Annotated in this window: 19 protein-coding genes; 13 read left to right on the forward strand and 6 right to left on the reverse strand. The window is 71.2% G+C overall.

What is annotated here, in order from left to right; genetic code table 11:
• Positions 1–6 precede the first annotated feature (6 nt).
• The 5 genes from OG892_RS33085 to OG892_RS33105 all read left to right on the forward strand — a co-directional run bounded on the left by OG892_RS33085 (position 7) and on the right by OG892_RS33105 (position 4,917).
• Positions 7–1,224, forward strand: a complete 1,218-nt coding sequence (locus tag OG892_RS33085; protein ID WP_328864815.1) for a histidine kinase — start codon at positions 7–9, stop codon at positions 1,222–1,224.
• Positions 1,221–1,940, forward strand: coding sequence for a response regulator transcription factor (locus tag OG892_RS33090; RefSeq protein WP_073735219.1), 720 nt, complete (start codon positions 1,221–1,223; stop codon positions 1,938–1,940). The genes OG892_RS33085 and OG892_RS33090 overlap by 4 nt, the downstream gene beginning before the upstream one ends.
• A gap of 86 nt (positions 1,941–2,026) precedes the next feature.
• Positions 2,027–3,208 carry a cytochrome P450 gene (locus OG892_RS33095; protein ID WP_073735097.1) on the forward strand — a complete coding sequence of 394 codons (1,182 nt, stop codon included), beginning with the start codon at positions 2,027–2,029 and terminating at the stop codon, positions 3,206–3,208.
• Between the two features lie 81 nt (positions 3,209–3,289).
• Positions 3,290–3,709 carry a PaaI family thioesterase gene (locus OG892_RS33100; RefSeq protein ID WP_371630992.1) on the forward strand — a complete coding sequence of 140 codons (420 nt, stop codon included), beginning with the start codon at positions 3,290–3,292 and terminating at the stop codon, positions 3,707–3,709.
• Between the two features lie 11 nt (positions 3,710–3,720).
• Entirely contained in the window at positions 3,721–4,917 is a 1,197-nt protein-coding gene (locus tag OG892_RS33105; protein ID WP_371630993.1) for a cytochrome P450, read from the forward strand.
• A 71-nt stretch (positions 4,918–4,988) separates the two neighbouring features.
• Here the strand turns inward: OG892_RS33105 and OG892_RS33110 are convergent, their stop codons facing one another.
• On the reverse strand, positions 4,989–5,993 hold the full coding sequence (locus tag OG892_RS33110) for a Gfo/Idh/MocA family oxidoreductase (protein ID WP_371630994.1): 1,005 nt from the start codon (positions 5,991–5,993) through the stop codon (positions 4,989–4,991).
• A 398-nt stretch (positions 5,994–6,391) separates the two neighbouring features.
• On the opposite strand from OG892_RS33110, the gene OG892_RS33115 reads away from it, so the two are divergent.
• The 5 genes from OG892_RS33115 (at position 6,392) to OG892_RS33135 (ending at position 11,184) form a co-directional block, all read left to right on the forward strand.
• Positions 6,392–7,375 (forward strand): sugar ABC transporter substrate-binding protein, encoded by a 984-nt coding sequence (locus OG892_RS33115; protein ID WP_073735101.1) that lies wholly within the window; start codon positions 6,392–6,394, stop codon positions 7,373–7,375.
• Positions 7,372–8,424 carry an ABC transporter permease gene (locus OG892_RS33120; RefSeq protein ID WP_371630995.1) on the forward strand — a complete coding sequence of 351 codons (1,053 nt, stop codon included), beginning with the start codon at positions 7,372–7,374 and terminating at the stop codon, positions 8,422–8,424. Before OG892_RS33115 ends, OG892_RS33120 begins: the two co-directional genes overlap by 4 nt.
• Positions 8,421–9,284 carry an ATP-binding cassette domain-containing protein gene (locus tag OG892_RS33125; protein WP_371630996.1) on the forward strand — a complete coding sequence of 288 codons (864 nt, stop codon included), beginning with the start codon at positions 8,421–8,423 and terminating at the stop codon, positions 9,282–9,284. The genes OG892_RS33120 and OG892_RS33125 overlap by 4 nt, the downstream gene beginning before the upstream one ends.
• Before the next feature lie 125 nt (positions 9,285–9,409).
• Complete coding sequence (locus tag OG892_RS33130) at positions 9,410–10,573, forward strand: ROK family glucokinase (protein ID WP_073735104.1); 1,164 nt, start codon at positions 9,410–9,412, stop codon at positions 10,571–10,573.
• A gap of 14 nt (positions 10,574–10,587) precedes the next feature.
• Positions 10,588–11,184, forward strand: coding sequence for a hypothetical protein (locus OG892_RS33135; RefSeq protein ID WP_073735105.1), 597 nt, complete (start codon positions 10,588–10,590; stop codon positions 11,182–11,184).
• A 91-nt stretch (positions 11,185–11,275) separates the two neighbouring features.
• Here the strand turns inward: OG892_RS33135 and OG892_RS33140 are convergent, their stop codons facing one another.
• From OG892_RS33140 to OG892_RS33150, 3 genes are all read right to left on the reverse strand, one after another.
• Positions 11,276–12,181: a geranyl diphosphate 2-C-methyltransferase gene (locus tag OG892_RS33140; protein ID WP_073735106.1), complete on the reverse strand. Its 906-nt coding sequence runs from the start codon at positions 12,179–12,181 to the stop codon at positions 11,276–11,278.
• A gap of 16 nt (positions 12,182–12,197) precedes the next feature.
• Positions 12,198–13,574 (reverse strand): family 2 encapsulin nanocompartment cargo protein terpene cyclase, encoded by a 1,377-nt coding sequence (locus OG892_RS33145; RefSeq protein ID WP_371630997.1) that lies wholly within the window; start codon positions 13,572–13,574, stop codon positions 12,198–12,200.
• A 121-nt stretch (positions 13,575–13,695) separates the two neighbouring features.
• Positions 13,696–15,108 (reverse strand): family 2B encapsulin nanocompartment shell protein, encoded by a 1,413-nt coding sequence (locus tag OG892_RS33150; RefSeq protein WP_371630998.1) that lies wholly within the window; start codon positions 15,106–15,108, stop codon positions 13,696–13,698.
• Between the two features lie 484 nt (positions 15,109–15,592).
• On the opposite strand from OG892_RS33150, the gene OG892_RS33155 reads away from it, so the two are divergent.
• Entirely contained in the window at positions 15,593–16,807 is a 1,215-nt protein-coding gene (locus OG892_RS33155) for a beta-ketoacyl synthase (RefSeq protein WP_371630999.1), read from the forward strand.
• Between the two features lie 35 nt (positions 16,808–16,842).
• On the opposite strand, the gene OG892_RS33160 is transcribed toward OG892_RS33155, so the two are convergent.
• Together OG892_RS33160 and OG892_RS33165 are read right to left on the reverse strand one after the other, a co-directional pair.
• Positions 16,843–17,280, reverse strand: a complete 438-nt coding sequence (locus tag OG892_RS33160) for a hypothetical protein (RefSeq protein ID WP_371631000.1) — start codon at positions 17,278–17,280, stop codon at positions 16,843–16,845.
• A gap of 98 nt (positions 17,281–17,378) precedes the next feature.
• Positions 17,379–17,972 carry a hypothetical protein gene (locus OG892_RS33165; protein WP_328864807.1) on the reverse strand — a complete coding sequence of 198 codons (594 nt, stop codon included), beginning with the start codon at positions 17,970–17,972 and terminating at the stop codon, positions 17,379–17,381.
• A 404-nt stretch (positions 17,973–18,376) separates the two neighbouring features.
• Here OG892_RS33165 and OG892_RS33170 point away from each other — a divergent pair, with 404 nt between their 5' ends.
• Both OG892_RS33170 and OG892_RS33175 read left to right on the forward strand, forming a co-directional pair.
• Positions 18,377–19,771: a Mucin-2 gene (locus OG892_RS33170; protein WP_371631001.1), complete on the forward strand. Its 1,395-nt coding sequence runs from the start codon at positions 18,377–18,379 to the stop codon at positions 19,769–19,771.
• A 94-nt stretch (positions 19,772–19,865) separates the two neighbouring features.
• A complete protein-coding gene (locus OG892_RS33175) occupies positions 19,866–20,327 on the forward strand; it encodes a hypothetical protein (protein ID WP_371631002.1) in 462 nt (153 codons plus the stop codon).
• Positions 20,328–20,386 lie beyond the last annotated feature (59 nt).

Below are 20,386 nucleotides of genomic sequence, written 5' to 3' on the forward strand. Positions count from 1 at the left end.
GTCGATATGACGCGTACGGAGTACCCCTGGCTGCTGCCCTCGGCGATGGCCGACCCCGAGCTGCCCGGTGACCGGGGCGCCCGATCCCGCCGTACCGTGCGCGACTGGATCGTCGACATCACGGCGTTCCTCTGCGCGGCGGGCATCGGCCTGGCGACCATCGCGACGATCGAGGCGGACCCCACCACGCCCGAGGGCGTCGTCTTCGTGGACTCGCTGGCCGGCGCCGCCGCCTGCTGCGCGCTGTGGGTCCGGCGGCGGTGGCCGGTCGGCCTCGCGGTGGCGTTGACGGTGCTCTCCACCGTGGAACCGGTCGCGGCCGGGGCGCTGCTGGTGGCCCTGTTCAGCGTGGCCGTGCACCGGCCGTTCCGCCCCGTCGCCTTCGTCGGCGCGGGGGCCCTGGCCGTCGCCCCGCTCCAGCCCTACCTGCGCCCCGACCCGAACACCTCGTTCACGGCGTCCACGGTCATCGGCGTCCTACTGATCCTGCTGGTGCTCAGCTGGGGCATGGTCGTACGCTCCAGACGCCAGCTCGTCGTCACCCTGCGCGAACGGGCCCGGCGCGCCGAGACCGAGGCCGGACTGCGCGCGGAGCAGGCCCAGCGGCTGGCCCGCGAGGACATCGCCCGGGAGATGCACGACGTCCTCGCCCACCGGCTGACCCTGCTCTCCGTGCACGCCGGAGCCCTGGAGTTCCGGCCCGACGCACCCCCGGCAGAGGTGGCCCGCGCCGCCGGAGTCATCCGGGACAGCGCGCACGAGGCGCTCCAGGACCTCCGCGAGATCATCGGGGTGCTGCGCAGCCCACGGGACAGCGAGGGCGACCGGCCGCAGCCCACCCTCGCCACCCTCGGCGCACTGGTCGCCGAATCCCGCCTGGCCGGGATGAAGGTGGCCCTCGACAACGACCTGGCAGACCCGGACGCGGCGCCCGCCGCCACCGGCCGCACCGTCTACCGCATCGCCCAGGAGGGCCTGACCAACGCCCGCAAGCACGCACCGGGCACCGAGGTCACCGTCAGGGTCAGCGGCGGCCCGGGCCGGGGCATCACCGTCGAGGTGCGCAACCCGGCCCCCACCGAGCCCTTCGAGCAGGTGCCCGGCTCCGGGCAGGGGCTCATCGGGCTGACCGAACGGGCCACCCTCGCCGGCGGCCGCCTCGACCACGGACCGGAACCTGGCGGCGGGTTCGGGGTCCGGGCTTGGCTACCGTGGCCGTCATGACCACCCCGACTCCCGCCCCCGCCGAACGCCCCGTCCGGCTCCTCATCGTCGACGACGACCCGCTCGTACGTGCCGGGCTCACCCTCATGCTCGGCGGCGCCGACGACATCGACATCGTGGGGGAGGGCGCCGACGGCAGCGAGGCGCCCGGACTCGTCGAACAGCTCCGCCCGGACGTCGTCCTGATGGACATCCGGATGCCGGTCATGGACGGGCTGACCGCCACCGAGGTGCTGCGCGGCCGCCCGGACGCACCCGAGGTCATCGTCCTGACCACCTTCCACGCCGACGAACAGGTGCTGCGCGCGATCCGTGCCGGAGCGGCCGGCTTCGTGCTCAAGGACACCCCGCCCGGACAGATCGTCGACTCGGTGCGCCGGGTGGCGGCCGGTGACCCGGTCCTGTCGCCCGCGGTGACCCGGCAGCTCATGGCCCGCGCCGCGGGCCCCGGCGGGGACGAGAAGGCCGACCGCGCGCAAGGGGCCCGCCGACGGCTCGCCTCGCTCGCAGAACGGGAACGCGAGGTGGCCATCGCCGTCGGGCACGGCCGTTCCAACGCCGAGATCGCCGCGGCACTCTATCTGAGCGTGGCCACCGTGAAGACCCAGGTGTCACGGATTCTGGCCAAGTTCGACTTCAACAACCGCGTCCAGATCGCCCTGCTGGTCCACGATGCGGGCCTGTTGGACGACGGCGACGGCCCCGGGCTGTCCTGAACTCTCCGTCGGCTCCTGACCTGGCGCCCTACGCTGAACGGGCCGGTCCGGGGGGCTGGACCGAGTCAGACCGGGAGGGTGGGCCCATGTCCGATGTCGAGGTAGACCTGCGCGGGGTCGCGGACTTCACCGCGAATCCGTACCCGTACTACGAGAAGATGCGCGCGGCGGGCCCGGTGCACTGCGCCAGGACCGACGAGTTCGACCGGGTGTGGCTCGTCGTCGGGTACGAGGAGGGGCGAGCCGTCCTGGCCGACCAGCGGTTCGGCAAGGACTGGCGGACGCTGCCCGGCCAGGCGGGCATGGAAGGCGATCCGATCAGGGCCAACATGCTGGAGCTGGACGCACCCGATCACACCCGACTGCGCAAGCTGGTCGCCCGGGAGTTCACGCCCCGCCGGATCGAGGCGATGCGGCCCCGCGTGCAGGAGATCACCGACGGACTGCTCGACGCGATGGCGCCCGCCGGGCAGGCGGATCTCGTGGACGCCCTCGCCTTCCCGCTGCCCATCACCGTCATCTGCGAACTCATCGGCGTGCCCGACCTGGACCGGGACGCCTTCCGTGCGCTGTCCACCGGCGTGGTCTCTCCGGTCAACGCGGCGGAGGAGGTCAGGGCGTTCCGCGCCATGAGCGCCTATCTCGCCGGGCTGATCGAGAACAAGCGCCGCTCGCCGTGCGACGACCTGATGAGCGCGCTGATCGCCGCGCGGTACGAGGACGAGGACGCGCTGTCGTCCGACGAACTGGTCGGCATGGCCTTCCTGTTGCTCGTCGCCGGTCATGAGACCACGGTCAACCTGATCTCCAACGGGATGCGGGCCCTGCTGGAGAATCCGGATCAACTGGCCGCCTTGCAAGCTGACTTCGGCCTGATCGACGGTGCGGTCGAGGAGATGCTCCGCTACGACGGACCGGTGGAGGCCGCCACCTTCAGGTTCGCCAGGGAGCCCGTCATGATCGGCTCCACCGCCATAGCGGCCGGTGACACGGTCCTGGTGATCCTCGCGGGCGCCGACCGCGACCCCGCCCGCTACCCGGAACCCGACCGCTTCGACATCCGCCGCGACACGCGGGGGCACCTGGCCTTCGGGCACGGGGTGCACTTCTGCCTGGGCGCGCCGCTGGCCCGGATGGAGGGCCGCATCGCGGTCCGGGCGCTGCTGGAGCGGTGCCCCGGACTCGAGCTCGATCCGGACGCCGGGGAAGCGGACTGGCTGCCCGGCATGCTGATCCGGGGGACGCGGAAGCTGCCCGTGCGCTGGTGAGGCGGGCTCGCCGCGGGACAGTGGACCCCGCCGCGGGACAGCAGGCCTCGCCGAAGGACAGCAGACAGAGAGGAACCCGTCATGACCGGACTCGACCTGGAGATGGCCCAGAAGGTGCTCGACAGCCAGCCGTTCAGCGGGCTCGTCGGCGCGCGGATCACCGCGTTCGGGGACGGCGGGGCCACGCTGGAGATCGACGGCCGTGAGGAACTCCAGCAGCAGAACGGGTTCCTGCACGGCGGGGTGCTCGCGTACGCCGCCGACAACGCGCTCACCTTCGCCGCCGGAACGGCACTCGGCCCGGCCGTGCTGACCGGCGGCTTCTCGATCCAGTACCTGCGGCCCGCCACCGGCGGCGGACTCGTCGCCCGCGCCTTCGTCGTCCACTCCGGCCGTCGGCAGGCGGTGGTGCGCTGCGATCTGTTCACCGTGGACGGGAGCGGGGCAGAAACCCTGTGCGCGGTCGCCCAGGGCACCGTGCTGAATGCCGCGTCGTCCTGAAGGAGCCCGGCTTGACCACGGAAGAAGCAGTCGACCTCGGGGCGATGGGGGACAGGTTCACCCGCGACCCGTACAGCGTGTACGCGGAGCTGCGGGCCCGCGGCCCCGTCCACCGGGTCCGTATCCCGGAGGGCGCGCCCGCCTGGCTCGTCGTCGGGTACGAGGAGGGCCGGGCCGCGCTCGCGGACCAGCGGCTCTCCAAGCAGTGGGCCCTGGCCTCGCCCGACCTCGGCGTGAGCAAGGTCTCCTCCGGGACGTCCATGCTCAGTACGGACGCACCCGTGCACACCCGGCTGCGCAAGCTGGTCACCCGGGAGTTCACGCCGCGCCGCATGCAGCAACTCCTGCCGGGTGTGCGGCGAATGACCGACGAACTGCTCGACACGATGCTGGCGTTGCCCGGCCGCCGTACCGACCTCGTCGAGTCACTGGCGTTCCCGCTGCCGATGTCCGTCATCTGTGAACTGCTCGGCGTCCCCTTCCTGGACCGTCAGGCCTTCCGGGCGTGGTCCAACACCGCGGTGTCCTCCATCGACGCGGCGGCGCGGAGCGCGGCGACCGCCGACACGTCCCGCTATCTGGCCGGGCTCCTCGACGACAAGCGCGAACAGCCCGGCGACGACCTGATGAGCGCGCTGATCCACACGGCCGACGAGGACGGCGACCGGCTCTCGGCCGATGAACTGATGGGAATGGCCTGGCTGTTGCTCGTAGCAGGCCACGAGACCACGGTGAGCCTCATCTCCAACGGGGTGCTCGCCCTGCTCACCCACCCGGAGCAGCTCGAAGCGCTGCGGGCGGACCCCGGTCTGATCGACAACGCGGTGGAGGAGATGCTGCGTTACGCGGGCCCGATCGAGACCCCCACGTACCGCTTCACGACCGGCCCGCTCGACATCGGCGGCACGGTTGTCCCGGGCGGCGGCGAGCTGGTCCTGATCGCGATGGCCGACGCCAACCGCGACCCGGACCGCTACCCGGACCCGGACCGGTTCGACATCACCAGGGACGCCCGGGGGCATGTCGCCTTCGGCCACGGGATCCACTACTGCCTGGGCGCGCCGCTGGCCCGTATCGAGGCGGCGGTGGCGGTCGGATCACTGCTGGAGCGCTGCCCGGAGCTGGCGCTCGACACCGATCCGGACACGCTGACCTGGCGGACGGGGATGCTCATCAGGGGGCCGGAGGCACTGCCGGTCCGGTGGTGAGGACGGCCGGACCTGTACGTGCCCCTTCGTGTGACCACTGCGACCGCCCTCAGGCCCCGGGGCGATCGCCCTCAGCCCCCGGGGATCTCCGCCAGCTCCACCGGCCGGCGCTCCCGGCGCGAGACCTCGCACGCCTCCGCGACCCGCAGCGCGTGCAGGGCCTCCCGCCCGTCGCACGGATTGGCCGCCTCGCCCCGCACCAGCCGGACGAAGGCGTCCAGCTCGGCCTCGTACGCCGGGGCGAAGCGTTCCAGGAACCCCGGCCAGGGCTTGGCCGGGGCGGCGGGGCCCTGCGGTTCTGCGGAGGTCAGCGGGGTGCGGTCGTCCAGGCCGACCGCGAGCTGGTCCAGCTCCCCGGCGAGCTCCATCCGCACGTCGTACCCGGCGCCGTTGCAGCGGGTCGCCGTCGCCGTGACGAGGGTGCCGTCGTCGAGGGTCAGCAGCGCCGCCGCGGTGTCCACGTCGCCGGCCTCGCGGAACATCGCGGGTCCGGCGTCCGAGCCGGTGGCGTACACCCGGGCCACCTCACGGCCCGTCACCCAGCGAACCATGTCGAAGTCGTGGATCAGGCAGTCCCGGTACAGCCCGCCGGAGAGCGGCAGGTAGGCCGCGGGCGGCGGCGCCGGGTCGGAGGTCACCGTCCGCACGGTGTGCAGCCGGCCGAGCTCCCCGCCGCGCACGGCCGAGCGCGCCGCCACGTACCCCGCGTCGAACCGTCGCATGAACCCGAGCTGGAGCACGCTCCCGGCCTCCCGCGTCTCGCGCAGCGCGGCCAGCGTGCCCGCCAGGTCGAGGGCGACGGGCTTCTCGCAGAACGCGGGCACCCCGGCGCGGGCGGCCCGGCCGATCAGCTCGGCGTGCGCCGCGGTGGCCGAGGCGATCACCACGGCGTCCACGCCCGCGTCGAACACCGCCGCGGCGGAGCCGGCGGTGACCGCTCCGGTCCGGCGCGCGACCTCCGCCGCGCGGGCCGGGTCCTTGTCCGTCACCACCAGGGCGTCCACCGAGGGGTGGCGGGACAGCACGCCCGCGTGGAAGGAGCCGATCCGGCCGGTGCCGATGAGTCCGATGCGCATGGACCCAACGTGCCGGTCACCGGCAACGCTGTCAACTGTATGTCCTGACAAAGTCGGCCAAGTGCCGGAGTGCGGCCCGCACCCGCCCCGCCGGGGCCCCGCCTCACTCCTTCGATTCCCGCCGCCCCGTACGGTGACAGCGCCCCACGACTTCCGTACGGTGTCGGAGGCTTCCCGGCTTCTCGTACGGCGCCGGGGGAGGCACCGGGCCGCCCCCGGCGCCGTACGCGCCCCGTCCCGACACACGCGCCGCGCCCTGCCGGGTGACGGCGGCGGCGGCTCGGGGATACTTGCCCAGCCGGACCGGGACCGTACGGGCCCCGGCTCCACCAGCAGCACAACGAGCAGCACGAGAAGGGCACGGAGTCGTGGCAAGGGTTCGGACAGGGGTACGTGCGATGGGCGCCGTGCTTGCGGCGGTGCTCGGGGCTTCCCTCATGGGATGCAGCAGCACCGGCGGCAAGCGGGCGGAGGAGCGTGCGGCACAGTCCGCCGCCGAGGGCCGGTCCGCGGTGAACACGCCCCGCTGGACCTTCGCCATGGTCACCCACTCGGGCGACGGCGACACCTTCTGGGACATCGTCCAGAAGGGCGCCAAGATGGCGGCGGACAAGGACAACATCAACTTCCTGTACTCGCACAACGACGAGGCGCAGCAGCAGGCCCAGCTGGTCCAGGCCGCCATCGACAAGAAGGTCGACGGACTGATCGTCACGCTCGCCAAGCCCGACGCCATGAAGGACGTCGTCGCCAAGGCCACCAAGGCCGGCATCCCGGTGATCACGGTCAACTCGGGCGTCGCGGAGTCCAAGCAGTTCGGCGCGCTCACCCACATCGGCCAGGACGAGTCCATCGCCGGCGAGGCCGTCGGCGAGGAACTCAACAAGCGCGGCCGCAAGAAGGCCCTGTGCATCCTGCACGAGCAGGGCAACGTGGGCCACGAGCAGCGCTGCGCCGGAGCGAAGAAGGCCTTCGACGGCCAGATCCAGAACCTGTACGTCGAGGGCACCAACATGCCGGACGTCCAGGCCTCCATCGAGGCGAAGCTCCAGGCCGACAAGGACATCGACGCGGTCGTCACCCTCGGCGCGCCGTTCGCGGACGCCGCCGTCAAGGCGAAGCAGACGGCGGGCAGCAAGGCCGAGGTCGACACCTTCGACCTGAACGCCAAGGTCGCCGCGGAGCTGAAGGCCAAGACCCTCGGCTTCGCCGTCGACCAGCAGCCCTACCTCCAGGGGTACGAGGCCGTCGACCTGCTCTGGCTCTACCGCTACAACCGCAACGTGCTCGGCGGCGGCCGCCCGGTCCTCACCGGCCCCCAGGTCATCACCTCCGCCGACGCGGCCCAGCTCGCCGAGTACGCGGACCGGGGAACCCGATGACCGCCGCCTCCGGATCCTCGTCGCCCGCCGGGACGGACGAGCGGCTGCTGCGCACCTCACCGCTGCGCAAGCTGCTCGGCCGCCCCGAGCTGGGCTCGGTCGTCGGCGCGCTGGCCGTCTTCCTCTTCTTCGCGATCGTCGCCGACAGCTTCCTGCGCGCCACCAGCTTCGGCACGGTGCTGTACGCGGCCTCCACCATCGGGATCATGGCCGCGCCGGTGGCGCTGCTGATGATCGGCGGCGAGTTCGACCTCTCGGCGGGGGTGATGGTCACCAGCTCCGCGCTGATCTCGTCGATGTTCAGCTACCAGATGACGGCGAACGTCTGGGGCGGCGTCTTCGTTTCGCTGCTGGTCACGCTCGCCATCGGCGCGTTCAACGGCTTCATGCTGACCCGTACCAAACTGCCGAGCTTCATCATCACGCTCGGTACGTTCCTGATGCTGACCGGCCTGAACCTCGGCTTCACCAAGCTGATCAGCAAAACGGTCTCGACGAAGACCATCGGCAACATGGAGGGCTTCCCCTCCGCCCGCAAGCTCTTCGCCTCCTACTGGACCGTCGGCGGCGTCGAGCTCAAGGTGACCATCCTGTGGTGGGCGGTCCTCGTCGCCGTCGCCACCTGGATCCTGCTCCGCACCCGCTTCGGGAACTGGATCTACGCGGTCGGCGGCGGCGCCGACGCGGCCCGCGCGGTCGGCGTCCCGGTGATCCGGACGAAGATCGGGCTCTACCTCGGGGTCGCCTTCGCAGCCTGGGTCTCCGGACAGCACCTGCTGTTCAGCTATGACGTGGTGCAGTCCGGCGAGGGTGTCGGCAACGAGCTGATCTACATCATCGCGGCGGTCATCGGCGGCTGCCTGATCACCGGCGGCTACGGCTCCGCCATCGGCTCGGCGGTCGGCGCCTTCATCTTCGGCATGACCAGCAAGGGCATCGTGTACGCGGAGTGGAACCCGGACTGGTTCAAGTTCTTCCTCGGAGCGATGCTGCTCCTGGCCACCCTGCTCAACGCATGGGTACGCAAGCGCGCGGAGGCGACGAAATGACGGCCCCCAAGGCACCGGACGTGCCGAAGGACACCGCGCCGCGGGCGCTGGTCGAGCTCGACCACGTCAGCAAGTACTACGGCAACATCAAGGCGCTGGAGGACGTCTCGCTGCAGGTGCACGCGGGCGAGATCTCCTGCGTCCTCGGCGACAACGGCGCCGGCAAGTCCACCCTCATCAAGATCATCGCGGGGCTGCACCGGCACGATGCCGGAAGCTTCCTCGTGGACGGCGAGGAGACGACCCTCGCCAACCCGCGCGACGCCCTGGACCGGGGCATCGCCACGGTCTACCAGGACCTCGCCGTCGTCCCGCTGATGCCGGTCTGGCGGAACTTCTTCCTCGGCTCGGAGCCGACGACCGGCGTGGGCCCCTTCAAGCGCCTCGACGTCCGGCTGATGCGCGAGACGACCCGCTCCGCGCTGCTGCGGATGGGCATCGACCTGCGCGACGTCGACCAGCCCATCGGCACCCTGTCCGGCGGCGAGCGCCAGTGCGTGGCCATCGCACGGGCCGTCCACTTCGGCGCCAAGGTGCTCGTCCTGGACGAGCCGACCGCGGCGCTCGGCGTCAAGCAGTCCGGCGTCGTCCTCAAGTACGTCGCGGCGGCCAGGGACGCCGGACTGGGCGTGGTCCTCATCACGCACAACCCGCACCACGCGTACCTCGTCGGTGACCGCTTCGTGCTGCTCAAGCGCGGCGCGATGGCCGGCAGCCACACCCGGGGCAGCATCACACTGGACGAGCTCACCCGCCAGATGGCGGGCGGCAGCGAGCTGGAGGAGCTCAGCCACGAGCTGGAGCGGACCCCCGGTCCCGACCTGTCGGGCGGCCCCGAGACGAAGCACGACACCCCGTAGTCCGGGCGGGCCGCAGCGCCCGTCCGGCAGCCCCGTTCCTCCGGCAGTGGCAGAATCGGGGCCGACGGGCGCCGCCCGCCGCCGGGATCAGCACGGACCCGGCCACCCCCGACCCCCCAGGGACGATGAGCACGTACCGCGACTTCACGCACCGCGGCTCCGCCCGCGCCACCGTCCTGCGGACCGTAGGCACCCGGGAGCGGCGCTCGCACCTCACCGCGCCCCGGGTCCCCACCGTCGGCATCGACATCGGGGGGACGAAGGTGATGGCCGGCGTCGTCGACGCCGACGGCAACATCCTGGAGACCCTGCGCACCGAGACGCCGGACAAGTCCAAGAGCCCCAAGGTCGTCGAGGACACCATCGTCGAGCTGGTCCTTGACCTCTCGGACCGGCACGACGTGCACGCGGTGGGCATCGGCGCGGCCGGCTGGGTCGACGCGGACCGGTCCAAGGTGCTGTTCGCCCCGCACCTCGCCTGGCGCGACGAACCCCTGCGCGACGCCATCGCCTCCCGGCTGGTCGTCCCGGTCATGGTCGACAACGACGCCAACACCGCCGCCTGGGCCGAATGGCGCTTCGGCGCGGGCCGCGGCGAGGACCACCTCGTCATGATCACGCTCGGCACCGGCATCGGCGGCGCGATCCTGGAGGACGGTCAGGTCAAGCGCGGCAAATACGGCGTAGCGGGTGAGTTCGGACACATGCAGGTGGTGCCAGGCGGCCACCGCTGCCCCTGCGGCAACCGAGGCTGCTGGGAGCAGTACAGCTCCGGCAACGCACTCGTCCGGGAGGCCAGGGAACTGGCCGCGGCGGACTCCCCGGTGGCCCACGGAATCATCGAACGGGTCAACGGCAACATCCCCGAGATCACCGGACCGCTCATCACCGAACTGGCCCGCGAGGGCGATGCGATGTGCATCGAACTCCTCCAGGACATCGGCCAGTGGCTCGGCGTCGGCATCGCCAACCTGGCCGCCGCGCTCGACCCCTCCTGCTTCGTCATCGGAGGCGGCGTCAGCGCCGCCGACGACCTGCTGATCGGACCGGCCAGGGACGCCTTCAAACGCCACCTCACCGGCCGCGGCTACCGACCCGAGGCGCGGATCGCGAAGGCGCAGCTCGGCCCGGAGGCGGGTATGGTCGGCGCCGCCGACCTCGCCAGACTGGTGGCCCGCAGGTTCCGCCGTACCAACCGCCGCCGCGTCGAGCGGTACGAGAGGTACGCACAGATCTACGACCAGGCGGCGAGCACCATCCGTAACACCCGCAACACCCGCACTTCCTAGGGACTCCCAGAGCCATGAACGCAGCCGAGCACCCCGTCGTGCCGCGTCAGTCCCCGCCGCCCGAGCAGGGCGACGGGCGGCTGCCGGAGGACCGGCGCAGAACGATCCGTCGGCGCCTGATCACGGCGACCATCATCGTGCTGCTCATCGGCGTCCCGGCCGGATATCTGCTGATCTCCGCGAGCCAGAGCCGCCGCTCCGGCCAGGACAAGGCGGCGGAGGCCGCCGCGCAGGGTCTGCGCGAGGGCTGGCCGTCCCGGATGCTGCGCCGGATCTTCGAGGTGCCCATCCCCTGGGACGCCCAGGACGTCGAGTACTACGAGACGAACAACTGGAAGGCCAGCCGGATGTACGTGCAGTTCCGCACGTCGTCCAACGGCCTCGACCGGTTCCTGACCAACGTCGGTACCGGCCGGGCGGCCCTGACCGAGGGCAGGATCACCGTCGGCGCCCGCGACACGAAGGTCGCGGGCTGGTACTTCGGCAAGGGTGTCGCGTGGGCGGGAACCACGCACACCAACAAGGACCCGCGCCCCACCCAGGACATCACCGTCGACATGACCGACCCGATGGCCCCCGTCGTGTACGTCGTGTCCGCGGCCACCCCCTGACACTCCCGGTTGCCGGTGCCGGTCCGGCGCGAAACGCGAGAAACCCCCGTCGGCCGGTGCCGATGGGGGTCCTGCGGACGACTGCGCCGGGTCAGACGCGGTCCGCCGCGATGAGGAGGTACTGGAAAGAGCCGTCCTTGTACGAGTTGATGAACGCGTCCTCGATCCCCGTCACCAGCGAGGACGTGGCCCGCAGCTCCCAGTAGGGGAGGGTGTCGGGGGTGAGGTCGATGATGGTCTGCGGCACCAGACGGTTGTCGGCCATGGCGCGCAGGTACTCCCGGCGCGAGTGGATGTTGCACTCGAAGTGCGCGTTGATCTGCGAGACCCACTTCGACGGCTGGCCGTACCGGGGGTTCCAGCAGCCGGTGATGGTCACGTAGCGGCCGCCGACCTCCAGGACACGGGAGTGCTCCGCGAACAGGTCGTGGAGGTCGACGTACATGCTCGACTCGTTGTTCCACGAGGCCGCCGCGGACCCGGTCTCGAACGGGGTGGCGAGCATGTTGCAGACGCGGGCCCGGACGTGGTCCTGAAGGCCGAGCTCGCGGGCCCGGCCGTTGGCGAATTCGGCCTGCTTGGCGGAGAGCGTGACCCCTTCGACCTTGCAGCCGAAGCGCTGGTGCGCCATCACCATCGAGCCCCCGCGGCCGCAGCCGGCGTCCAGCAGGGTGTCCTCCCGCCCGATGTCGCCGAGGTGCCCCAGGAGGTATTCGGCCTGCGCCGACTCCAGCCGGTGCAGTTCGGAGATCAGCGCCTTCTCGCCCGCGCCGTCCCCGGCGGCAGCGAGCGCGGCGGTGTCGATCTCACCGATGCCGTAGTGGTGGTGGTAGAGCCCGTCGACATCGCCCAGGCGCAGGTTCACGGGCCTGGCCTCGCCGTCCCAGTAGCGCGCGATGTCTCCCTGGTACGGGGTCGCGGGGCTGGGGATGCGCGGCGAGGGGGAGGCGGACGCGCGGGTGGAGCCGGCGGTGGCGGTGAGTTCGGCGTTGGTCACGGATGAATCCATTCTCTTACCAGAAGTCGGGCAAGCTGTAGCGGTAGGTGTTCGACTGATGCCAGTGGTGATTGCCGTCTACCCAGGCGGCCACGCCGCGCAGGAAGCGCTGCACACTCGGCACGGGGGATTCCGCGACCAGGGACGCCGCGGCGGTTTCGAAGTCGTGCATGAGCTCGTTGTGGATCTCGACCGACTTCAGATAGGCGTCGCGGTCGGAGACCCCCTCACGTTCGGAGATCACGACCGGCAGGTTCAGGTGCCGGCCCGGCGCGTTGAGCTCCTTGGTGTACGAGTACAGGTCGTTCACGATGGTCGTCGCGTTTCCCGCCAGGGCGATGACCTGCTGCATGGCCGGCTGCGCGTGCAGGTCCGCCGGGAGTTCGTAGCCCCCGACGGTGTCGGTGATGGTGGGGCAGGGGCGGAAGTTGTTGAACTGGCGCATCGCCAGGTACTCCCACACCTCCGGGACGTGGTCCATCTGTGCCCAGGCCGCTTCGGCGAGGTAGCCCATGTGCAGCCGGGCCATGTCGTGCCGGAGCCGGTCCGCCTGGGAGGGGCCGGCGGCTCGGGCGAAGTACTCCATGGCGGAGCGGTAGGCGCGCCGGGGCGCGTCCGCGTGGAGCGACTCCGCCCACTGCGGCTGGTACTCCGCGGTGGTGTGCAGGGAGTCGAGAGCGGTGTGCGCCAGCAGCAGCCGCTCGCCCAGGCCGTCGGGCGACCCGCCGTGGTCCTCGCAGTAGCAGTCGTCCACCGCGTTCTCGGCCACCATCAGACGGGTGGCCAGCATCAGGTGATCGATGGTGGGCGCGTCCGGATGGCAGCCGACCATGTAGCGGCCGACGGAGAAGCCGTCGAACTCCTCCTCCCAGTCGTCGGGATACAGCGAGACCTCGTCCAGGGCCCAGGCCTTGATCCTCCGGCTGACCTCCTCGACCCGCACCGGGTCGGGCTCGGGGATCGGGTGGTAGTAGAGGCCCGGGATCACCTTGCCCTGCGCACCTCCCTGCGCACCTCCCTGCGCGCCGGCCTCCGCAGTGGCTACCGGGGGCGCGGGGGGCGCGTCCCGCCGGAGCATGCGCAGGCTCGCGGTGCCCAGGCCGGTGGGCCCTCCCAGGACCCGCCCCGAACCGGCACCCGGCGCCGGTACCGAGGGCACGGATACCGAGGCCGAGGGCGCCGACGCTCCGGCCGACGGTGCCGGGATCACGCTCGGCGGTGCCGCCGGGGCGGGCGCGGCGGCACCGGACAGCACCGGCGGGCGCGGCAGGCCCCCGGCGGCGGCGCCGATGTCGCGGGCGCGGGACGCGGCCTCGGCGAGTACGTGAGCCCCGAAGCGGGAAGCGGCCTCCGGCAGGCTCGACTGCGGAGGTGGCAGCTCGGGTGCGGGCATCCATGGCTCCTTGGTGGGTGGGCGGTTGTCCGGAGGCTTCCGGGCGAGGGGTACCCGGCGAGCGCGATCGGCCCGCCGGATCCGGGGCGTCGCACCGCACCGCGTGGTGCGGTCCGGCCGGTTACTTCGGCCAGTTGGCGATCTGCACGTTCTCCAGCACACCGACCGCGTCCGGCACGAGGATGGCCGCGGAATAGTAGGTGGTGACGAGGTAGGACGTGATCGCCTTCTCGTCGAGCCCCATGAAGCGGACCGAGAGGCCCGGCTCGTACTCGTCCGGCAGACCCGTCTGGTGCAGGCCGACCGCGCCCTGGTTCTCCTCGCCGGTACGCATGACGAGGATCGAGCTGGTCCGCTCCTGCGTGACGGGGATCTTGTTGCAGGGGAGGATCGGCACCCCGCGCCAGGCCGGGACCTGCTGGCCGCCGAGGTCGACATGGTCCGGGTAGAGCCCGCGTGAGTTGAATTCCCGCCCGATCGCCGCGATCGTCCGGGGGTGAGCGAGGAAGAACTTGGAACCGCGGCGGCGGCAGAGCAGTTCGTCCAGGTCGTCCGGGGTCGGCGCGCCGGAGTGCGGCTGGATGCGCTGCTTGAAGTCGGCGTTGTGGAGCAGCCCGAACTCCCGGTTGTTGATCAGCTCGTGCTCCTGGCGCTCGCGCAGCGCCTCGATGGTGAGCCTGAGCTGTTCCTCGGTCTGGTTCATCGGCCCGTTGTAGAGGTCCGCGACCCTGGTGTGGATCCGCAGGATGGTCTGGGCGACCGAGAGTTCGTACTCGCGCGGATTCAGCTCGTAGTCCGCGAAGGCGCCGGGCAGCGCGTGCTCGCCGGTGTGGCCGGCCGACATCGCGATCTCCGCCTCACCGCGATGGTTCTGGGCCTGGCGGGAGCGCGAGGTGAACTGTTCGATGTGGTCGCGGAGGCCGGGGGCCGAGGCGACCACGGCCATGAAGTCGGCGCGGGACAGGGTGAGCAGCGTGCCCGAGGTCTCGGCGACAGCGGTCTGCTCCCACCGGGCGTCCTCGTCCAGCAGCGCGTTGTCCCCGAACCGGTCGCCGTCCGCGAGTACGTCCAGGGCGATCTCGTCGCCGTAACTGCCCACGGAGGTCTGGCCGACGCGGCCGTGCGCGATGAGGTGGATCCGGTCCGCCGCAGCTCCACGCTCGACCAGCGTCTCGCCCGCCCGGAAGTCGCGCTGGACGCACCGGCCGGCGATGGCGGTCAGCGCGTCGAGGTCCTCGAAGCCACGCAGCAGGGCCAGTTCGCCCAGCTCCTGGGGGATCACCCGGACCTCGGCGCCGTCCTGGACGAACTCCACCTTGCCGTCCCCGACGGTGTAGGCGAGGCGCCGGTTGACCCGGTAGGCGCCGCCCTTGGTCTCCACCCAGGGGAGCATCCGCAGCAGCCAGCGGGAGGTGATCTCCTGCATCTGCGGGGCGGACTTGGTCGTGGTGGCGAGGTTACGGGCAGCCGCTGTCCCGAGACTGGACTGTTTGGGCAGTTCCAGCCGTGCTTCCGAGTTCGAGTCAACAGTCATCGGGGAGGGTCTCCTTGGTCAGGGCAGGCGAGGGGCATATCCGAACACACCGAACAACTGGACGAAAACATGGAATACGAAGGTGAATCCGTCCAGATCCAGGGGAACAGTAATGGCCGCTCCGCCGCCCGGACCAAGGAAATCCGCCGATATTAACTCGATCCGATGATCGCGGCCGCGTGATGTTTGCCCTGGCCCCGGCGGGATCTGGCCATGTTCTGGCGCGGAGCGAGCCCGAGGCGCCGGAGTGCGGGTGCAGGTCCCGTTGCGCGGTGCGGCGGTTCAGTGCCGACAGCAACTGGAGCTCACTTCGCAGAGCTGCCGCCGACGTCCCGCCCGGTTCGGGCTGAATTGTTGGGACAGAACAATTTCCCACTTCCGGATCGGTCGACTCCTGCCCTGATTTCCCTTCTGAACGCTGGAATGATCGCCATGAGGGCAGGTCAGGTGCTCTGTAGCATTCATACAGTTCAAGGAGGCTTGTATGACCCATGACAGTCGTGTGCTGGTGACGGGCGTCGGCGCGATGACGCCACTGGGAGCCGACGCGCCGTCGACTTGGTCCGGGATGCTGGCCGGTACGTCCGGGGTGCGTCTCCTGGCGGAGGAATGGGCCGAGGAGCTGCCCGTGCACGTGGCGGCCGGGCTCACGGTGGACCCTGCCTCCCTGCTTCCGAGGGCCGAGGCAAGGAAGCTGGACCGAGGTGAGCAGATCGCCGTCCTCGGTGCGCGCGAGGCCTGGCAGGACGCCGGGGCTCCGCAGGTCGAGCCGGAACGATTCGCCGTCGTCATCGGCACCGGGACCGGTGGTGTACTCAGCACACTGGGGCAGGACGACGTCTTCGAACGCGGCGGGATCCGCCGGCTGTCGCCGTTCGCGGTCCCCATGCTGATGCCCAACGGGCCGGCCGCGTGGGTGAGCATGGACCTGGGCGCGAAGGGAGGCGCCAGGACTCCGGTGAGCGCCTGCGCGTCCGGGGCCGAGGCCCTGGCCCTGGGGCAGGACCTGATCCGCAGCGGCCGGGCCGACGTGGTTGTCGCAGGTGGGGTGGAGGCGTGCCTGCACCCCTTCACCATCGCGGCGTTCGCCCAGATGAAGGCCCTGTCGACCTGGTCCGCGGACCCGGAGACGGTGTCCCGCCCCTTCGACGTCAAGCGGTCCGGGTTCGTCATGGCCGAGGGCGCGGGGATGATGGTGCTCGAACGCGCCGAGTCCGCCCGCGCCCGTGGAGCACGCGTCTACGGCACGCTGGCCGGCAGCGCCGTGGGTTCGAGCGCGGGCCACATCACGGCGTCGGACGCGGAAGGCCAGGCCTCCGCCATGAGACTGGCGCTGCGCGACGCCGGCCTGGTCCCGGCGGACATCGGAGTCGTGCACGCCCATGCCACCTCGACGGAGTCCGGCGATCTCGCGGAGGCCGAGGCGATCAACCTGGTGATCGGCGGTCACGCCGCGGTGACGGCGACGAAGTCGATGACCGGTCACATGATCGGCGCGTCCGGAACGGTGGGTGCCATCGCCGCTCTGTTCGCGCTCAGGGACGGCACTGTGCCGGCCACGCGCAACCTCGACGAACTCGACCCCCGCGTGGAACTGGACGTGGTGCGCGGTGAGCCGCGCACCGGGCAGTGGTCCGCCGCGCTGGCCAACTCGTTCGGGTTCGGCGGACACAACGTCAGCCTCGTCTTCACCAGGTGACGACGAGGTTCGCGGCTATGCCGTGCTCACCGGCGTCACCCCTGACCGCAGGAGACGGCTTCGATGCGGACGATCAGCCGCCGATCGAGCAGGTGGCGCAGACGGGCGGAGGCGCCCCGAAGGGTGCCGAGCCTTCGCACCTCATCCGCGTCGAGCTCGAACCGGCCGGCGAGGGCGAGTACGGCGGCGTACGGTCGCTCACCCTCGTCGAGCCTCGCCGCGACGGCTTCGAGAACCGCTCGGAGGACGACGAGATCCGAACGGGGATGCTCTGCCAGCAGATGGAGGAGCCGGTTGTCGTTCCAGACGCTGTCGCGGGTCCTGCTCAGTTCCTGAAGAGCTTCGGGCGGGGTATGGGGATTGACGGCCAGAGCCTGCCGGACGAACGGGTACGGGCATTTCACGAGACGCCTCAGGACCAGGCTGTCTCTCTCCGTATGCGCCAGTGCGAGGTAGTCGGCGGGCGTGGGCACGATGATGGCCTCTCGGAGTCGTTCAGGCAGGGTGGTTGAGGCAGGGCGGCTGAAGCCATCCTCTCTGCGCCAACGGCAGGAGCCAGGGGCGGCAGGATTTATGGGGCGGGCGTGGCCGTAGGCCCCTGGACTTCCAGGACGACAGCCGTGCCACCGATGGTCCGGTCTTCGTGCATCGTGATCGTTTGGCCGGGCTGGAGGTGTCGCCACTGAGAGGGGTCGAGGGGGGCAAGTCGCACCGAGGAACGCTCGCCGGGCCCCAGGGCGGGGGTGAACTCGACCCACAGGCGTGCGATGTTGACGGCTTCCTCACCGGTTGGTGTTCGATTTCCGATGCTCCACATCGGCCGCAGAACACCGGCTCCGGAGAACGGAGTCTGCCGTCGGCTCTCGCCGGCCGGCCGAAGCGTGAGATCGGCGCGGACGATCCCGTTTCGGGATTCGTAGCAGCGCCACTGGCACCAGGCCGCGCTTCTCTCCAGCCGCATCTGCCCGGCGGCCGTGGCGAGGCCCTCCCAGAATTCGAGCGGAAGCGGGTGGACGTCGGCCAGTTCCTCCAGGAGTCCGAGGGCCACCTCCCACTCGTCGTGGGCGAGGTAGTCCCAGACGTCGTTGATCGTGATGTCGTTCTCGGTGGCGATCTCTGTGGGGACCAGCAGGGAGGCGGCTTCCAGCAGCTCGGGGACGTCCATGCGTTGATTCTGGACCACGGTCTCCTGGCGGCGGCAGGAGGTGCCCGATGACCTCCATTGCGCAGATCGCGACCCTGGCGACCTTCGGGGCGGTGTTGGCGGTTCTCTCCGTCGGTCACAACCTCGCGGACCACGTGATCGGGCAGACCGCCCAGCAGGCCGAGGGGAAGGCGGCGCCGTCGGCGGCCCAGGCCGCCGACGGCGTGAGCCCGCGGCGGGGCTGGGGTGCATGCCCGGGACACGTCTCTTCTGTTGGGCTGGTGACCCAGGAGCCTCCCCTCGGTAGGCATCTGTGCTGGTCAAAGTCTCAAGGACCGGTGCAACGGTGGTCGACAGATGTCGTGCATGGCATACGAGATCATGGGCGCGGACCGATCGGGGAAGACACAGGGGGTAGAGGAATCATGGTGGCGTTCCACGCATCCGCGCTGGACGGAGTGGCCCGAAGTCCGGCGCTGCCGACGCCGCTGCTGCTGCGCCTGCTCGCCGTCGGGGCAGACGGTGACCGTCCGCCCCGTGACGTTCTTCACCGGGCCGGACTCCCCGAGTCGGCCGTCGCGCTGATCCTGACCCATCCGAACCCGGGAGCCCGGATCGATTTCGCCATGAGTGCCAGGGCGGAGCCCGCACAGCGGGCTCCGCTCGCGGACGACCCTTCTCCCAAGGTGCGGGCAGCTCTCGCACATGGACCCGAGGTGTACGGTCCGCGCGCAAAGATCGCGCCGCTCCCGGATGCCGTGTGCGCCCGCCTGCTCGACGACCCCGATCATTCCGTACGCGCGGCCCTGCTGGAGTCGCCCCATCTGGCGCCATCGTTCGTGGCATCGACGGCCACTCATCACCGTGCGGCAGCGCGCCGGGAAGCGGTGCGTGCATGGGAGGCCCTGTCGGCGGGCGAGCGGTCGGCATTGCTGGCCGACCCCGACCCCGAGGTGCGGCGGGCCGCCGGGCTGCAGGAGTGCCGGCGGGACGCCCGCGTGACCGCCGACCTCCTCCGCGACCCGAAGTCCGCCGCCGAGGCGCTGCGCCGCGGGCTCCTTGACCGTGCCGGCGCCGAGCGGTGCGTCGCCGAGCGGACGCACCTGGCCTCCCTCGCCGAGAACCCGTCGCTGCCCGCCGACCTCGTAGAGCGGCTCGCCGTGGACCCCGACGAAGCCGTACGGCTCGCCGTCTCCCTGCGGCCCGAGCTGGATGAGACACGGCGCATGGCCATCGACTTCACGGTCGGGGACCTCGACAGGGGCGACGGCGTGCGGTGGGTATGCGACGGGCTCGCCGCCCCCGAGGTAATCCGCCGGGCCGCGACCTCCGCTCACCCGCTGCTCCAGCGCGCCGCCGCCCGAAGCCCCCATCTGACGCCCGACCTGCTGAGCCTGCTCGCACGCGTCGAGGACCCAGTGGTGGAGAACCTCCTGGGCATTCACCACCCCGACACTCCGGAGGAGGTCCTGATGCGGGTGTTCGCGCGGCTGGGCGGGACGTTCTCCGCCTGGATGGCGGAGACGCACCCTCGGTTCCCCCGCGAGGGCCTGGCCACCCGCTACGCGAACCACCCCGACGGGAACTACCGCCGGCTGGCCGTACGGGATCCGGCCGCCACGCCGGAGCTGATCGAACGGCTCAGCCACGACCCCGTCGTCTGGACGCGTCAGGCGGCGGCCCGCGACCCGCGCCTCCCGCTCCACCGGCTCCGCGCGGCCCTCCTGGTCCGCGAACTGGCCTCCAGCGCGGGTGCCAACCCGGCGCTCCCCGAGGACGAGATGGCCGCCGTCCTGGACCGGGCCGGCGTTCCCGCCTGACCGCCGGGCGGAACCGACCTGCTCGCACCCCGAAGTGAAGGCTGCGATCCATCGACCAGCGGTTGGTATCTGGGTTCCCAGCTCAGCGGGGGCGGTGAGGGGCGCTGTTGAGCTGGGTCATCAACTCGCGGTTCGTGGCTCGGGATGCCTGGAGGTCTTCTTCGCGTTCGGAGAGCTGGTCGCGGAGCTCGGTGACTTGTTGTTCAAGGTGGTCGACCTTCCGCTGGAGGCAGAGGACGCACAGGCCCAACGATGGTTCGCCGACACCCTGACCGCCGCGCGCAGCTTCGGTGAGGCATTGACCTGGTACGAGAAGGCCTGGCGGCGGGGCGAGATCCGGGCTCTGAAGAGCGCGGCCGAAGCCGTGTACGCGGCGGGCCGGGACCAGGAGGCACTCGTTCTGCACGGCAGGTACTGGGGCGCCCGGACCGGCCCGCTCGTGCTGGCCCGTCCCTCCCCTCCGGGAGAAGAGGCCACCGTTGCCCGCGTACGCCGGTACGGCTGGAACATCGACGGCCCGCCCGCCGGTGAGTGGGCGGCTCCGCTGCCGCCATGAGCGCGAAACGGCTCCGCCCGGGGAGGGCGGAGCCGATTCTCGGTGACGTTCGTACGGGG

Origin of the sequence: Streptomyces sp. NBC_00341 (assembly GCF_041435055.1) — a bacterium.
GTDB lineage: Bacteria > Actinomycetota > Actinomycetes > Streptomycetales > Streptomycetaceae > Streptomyces.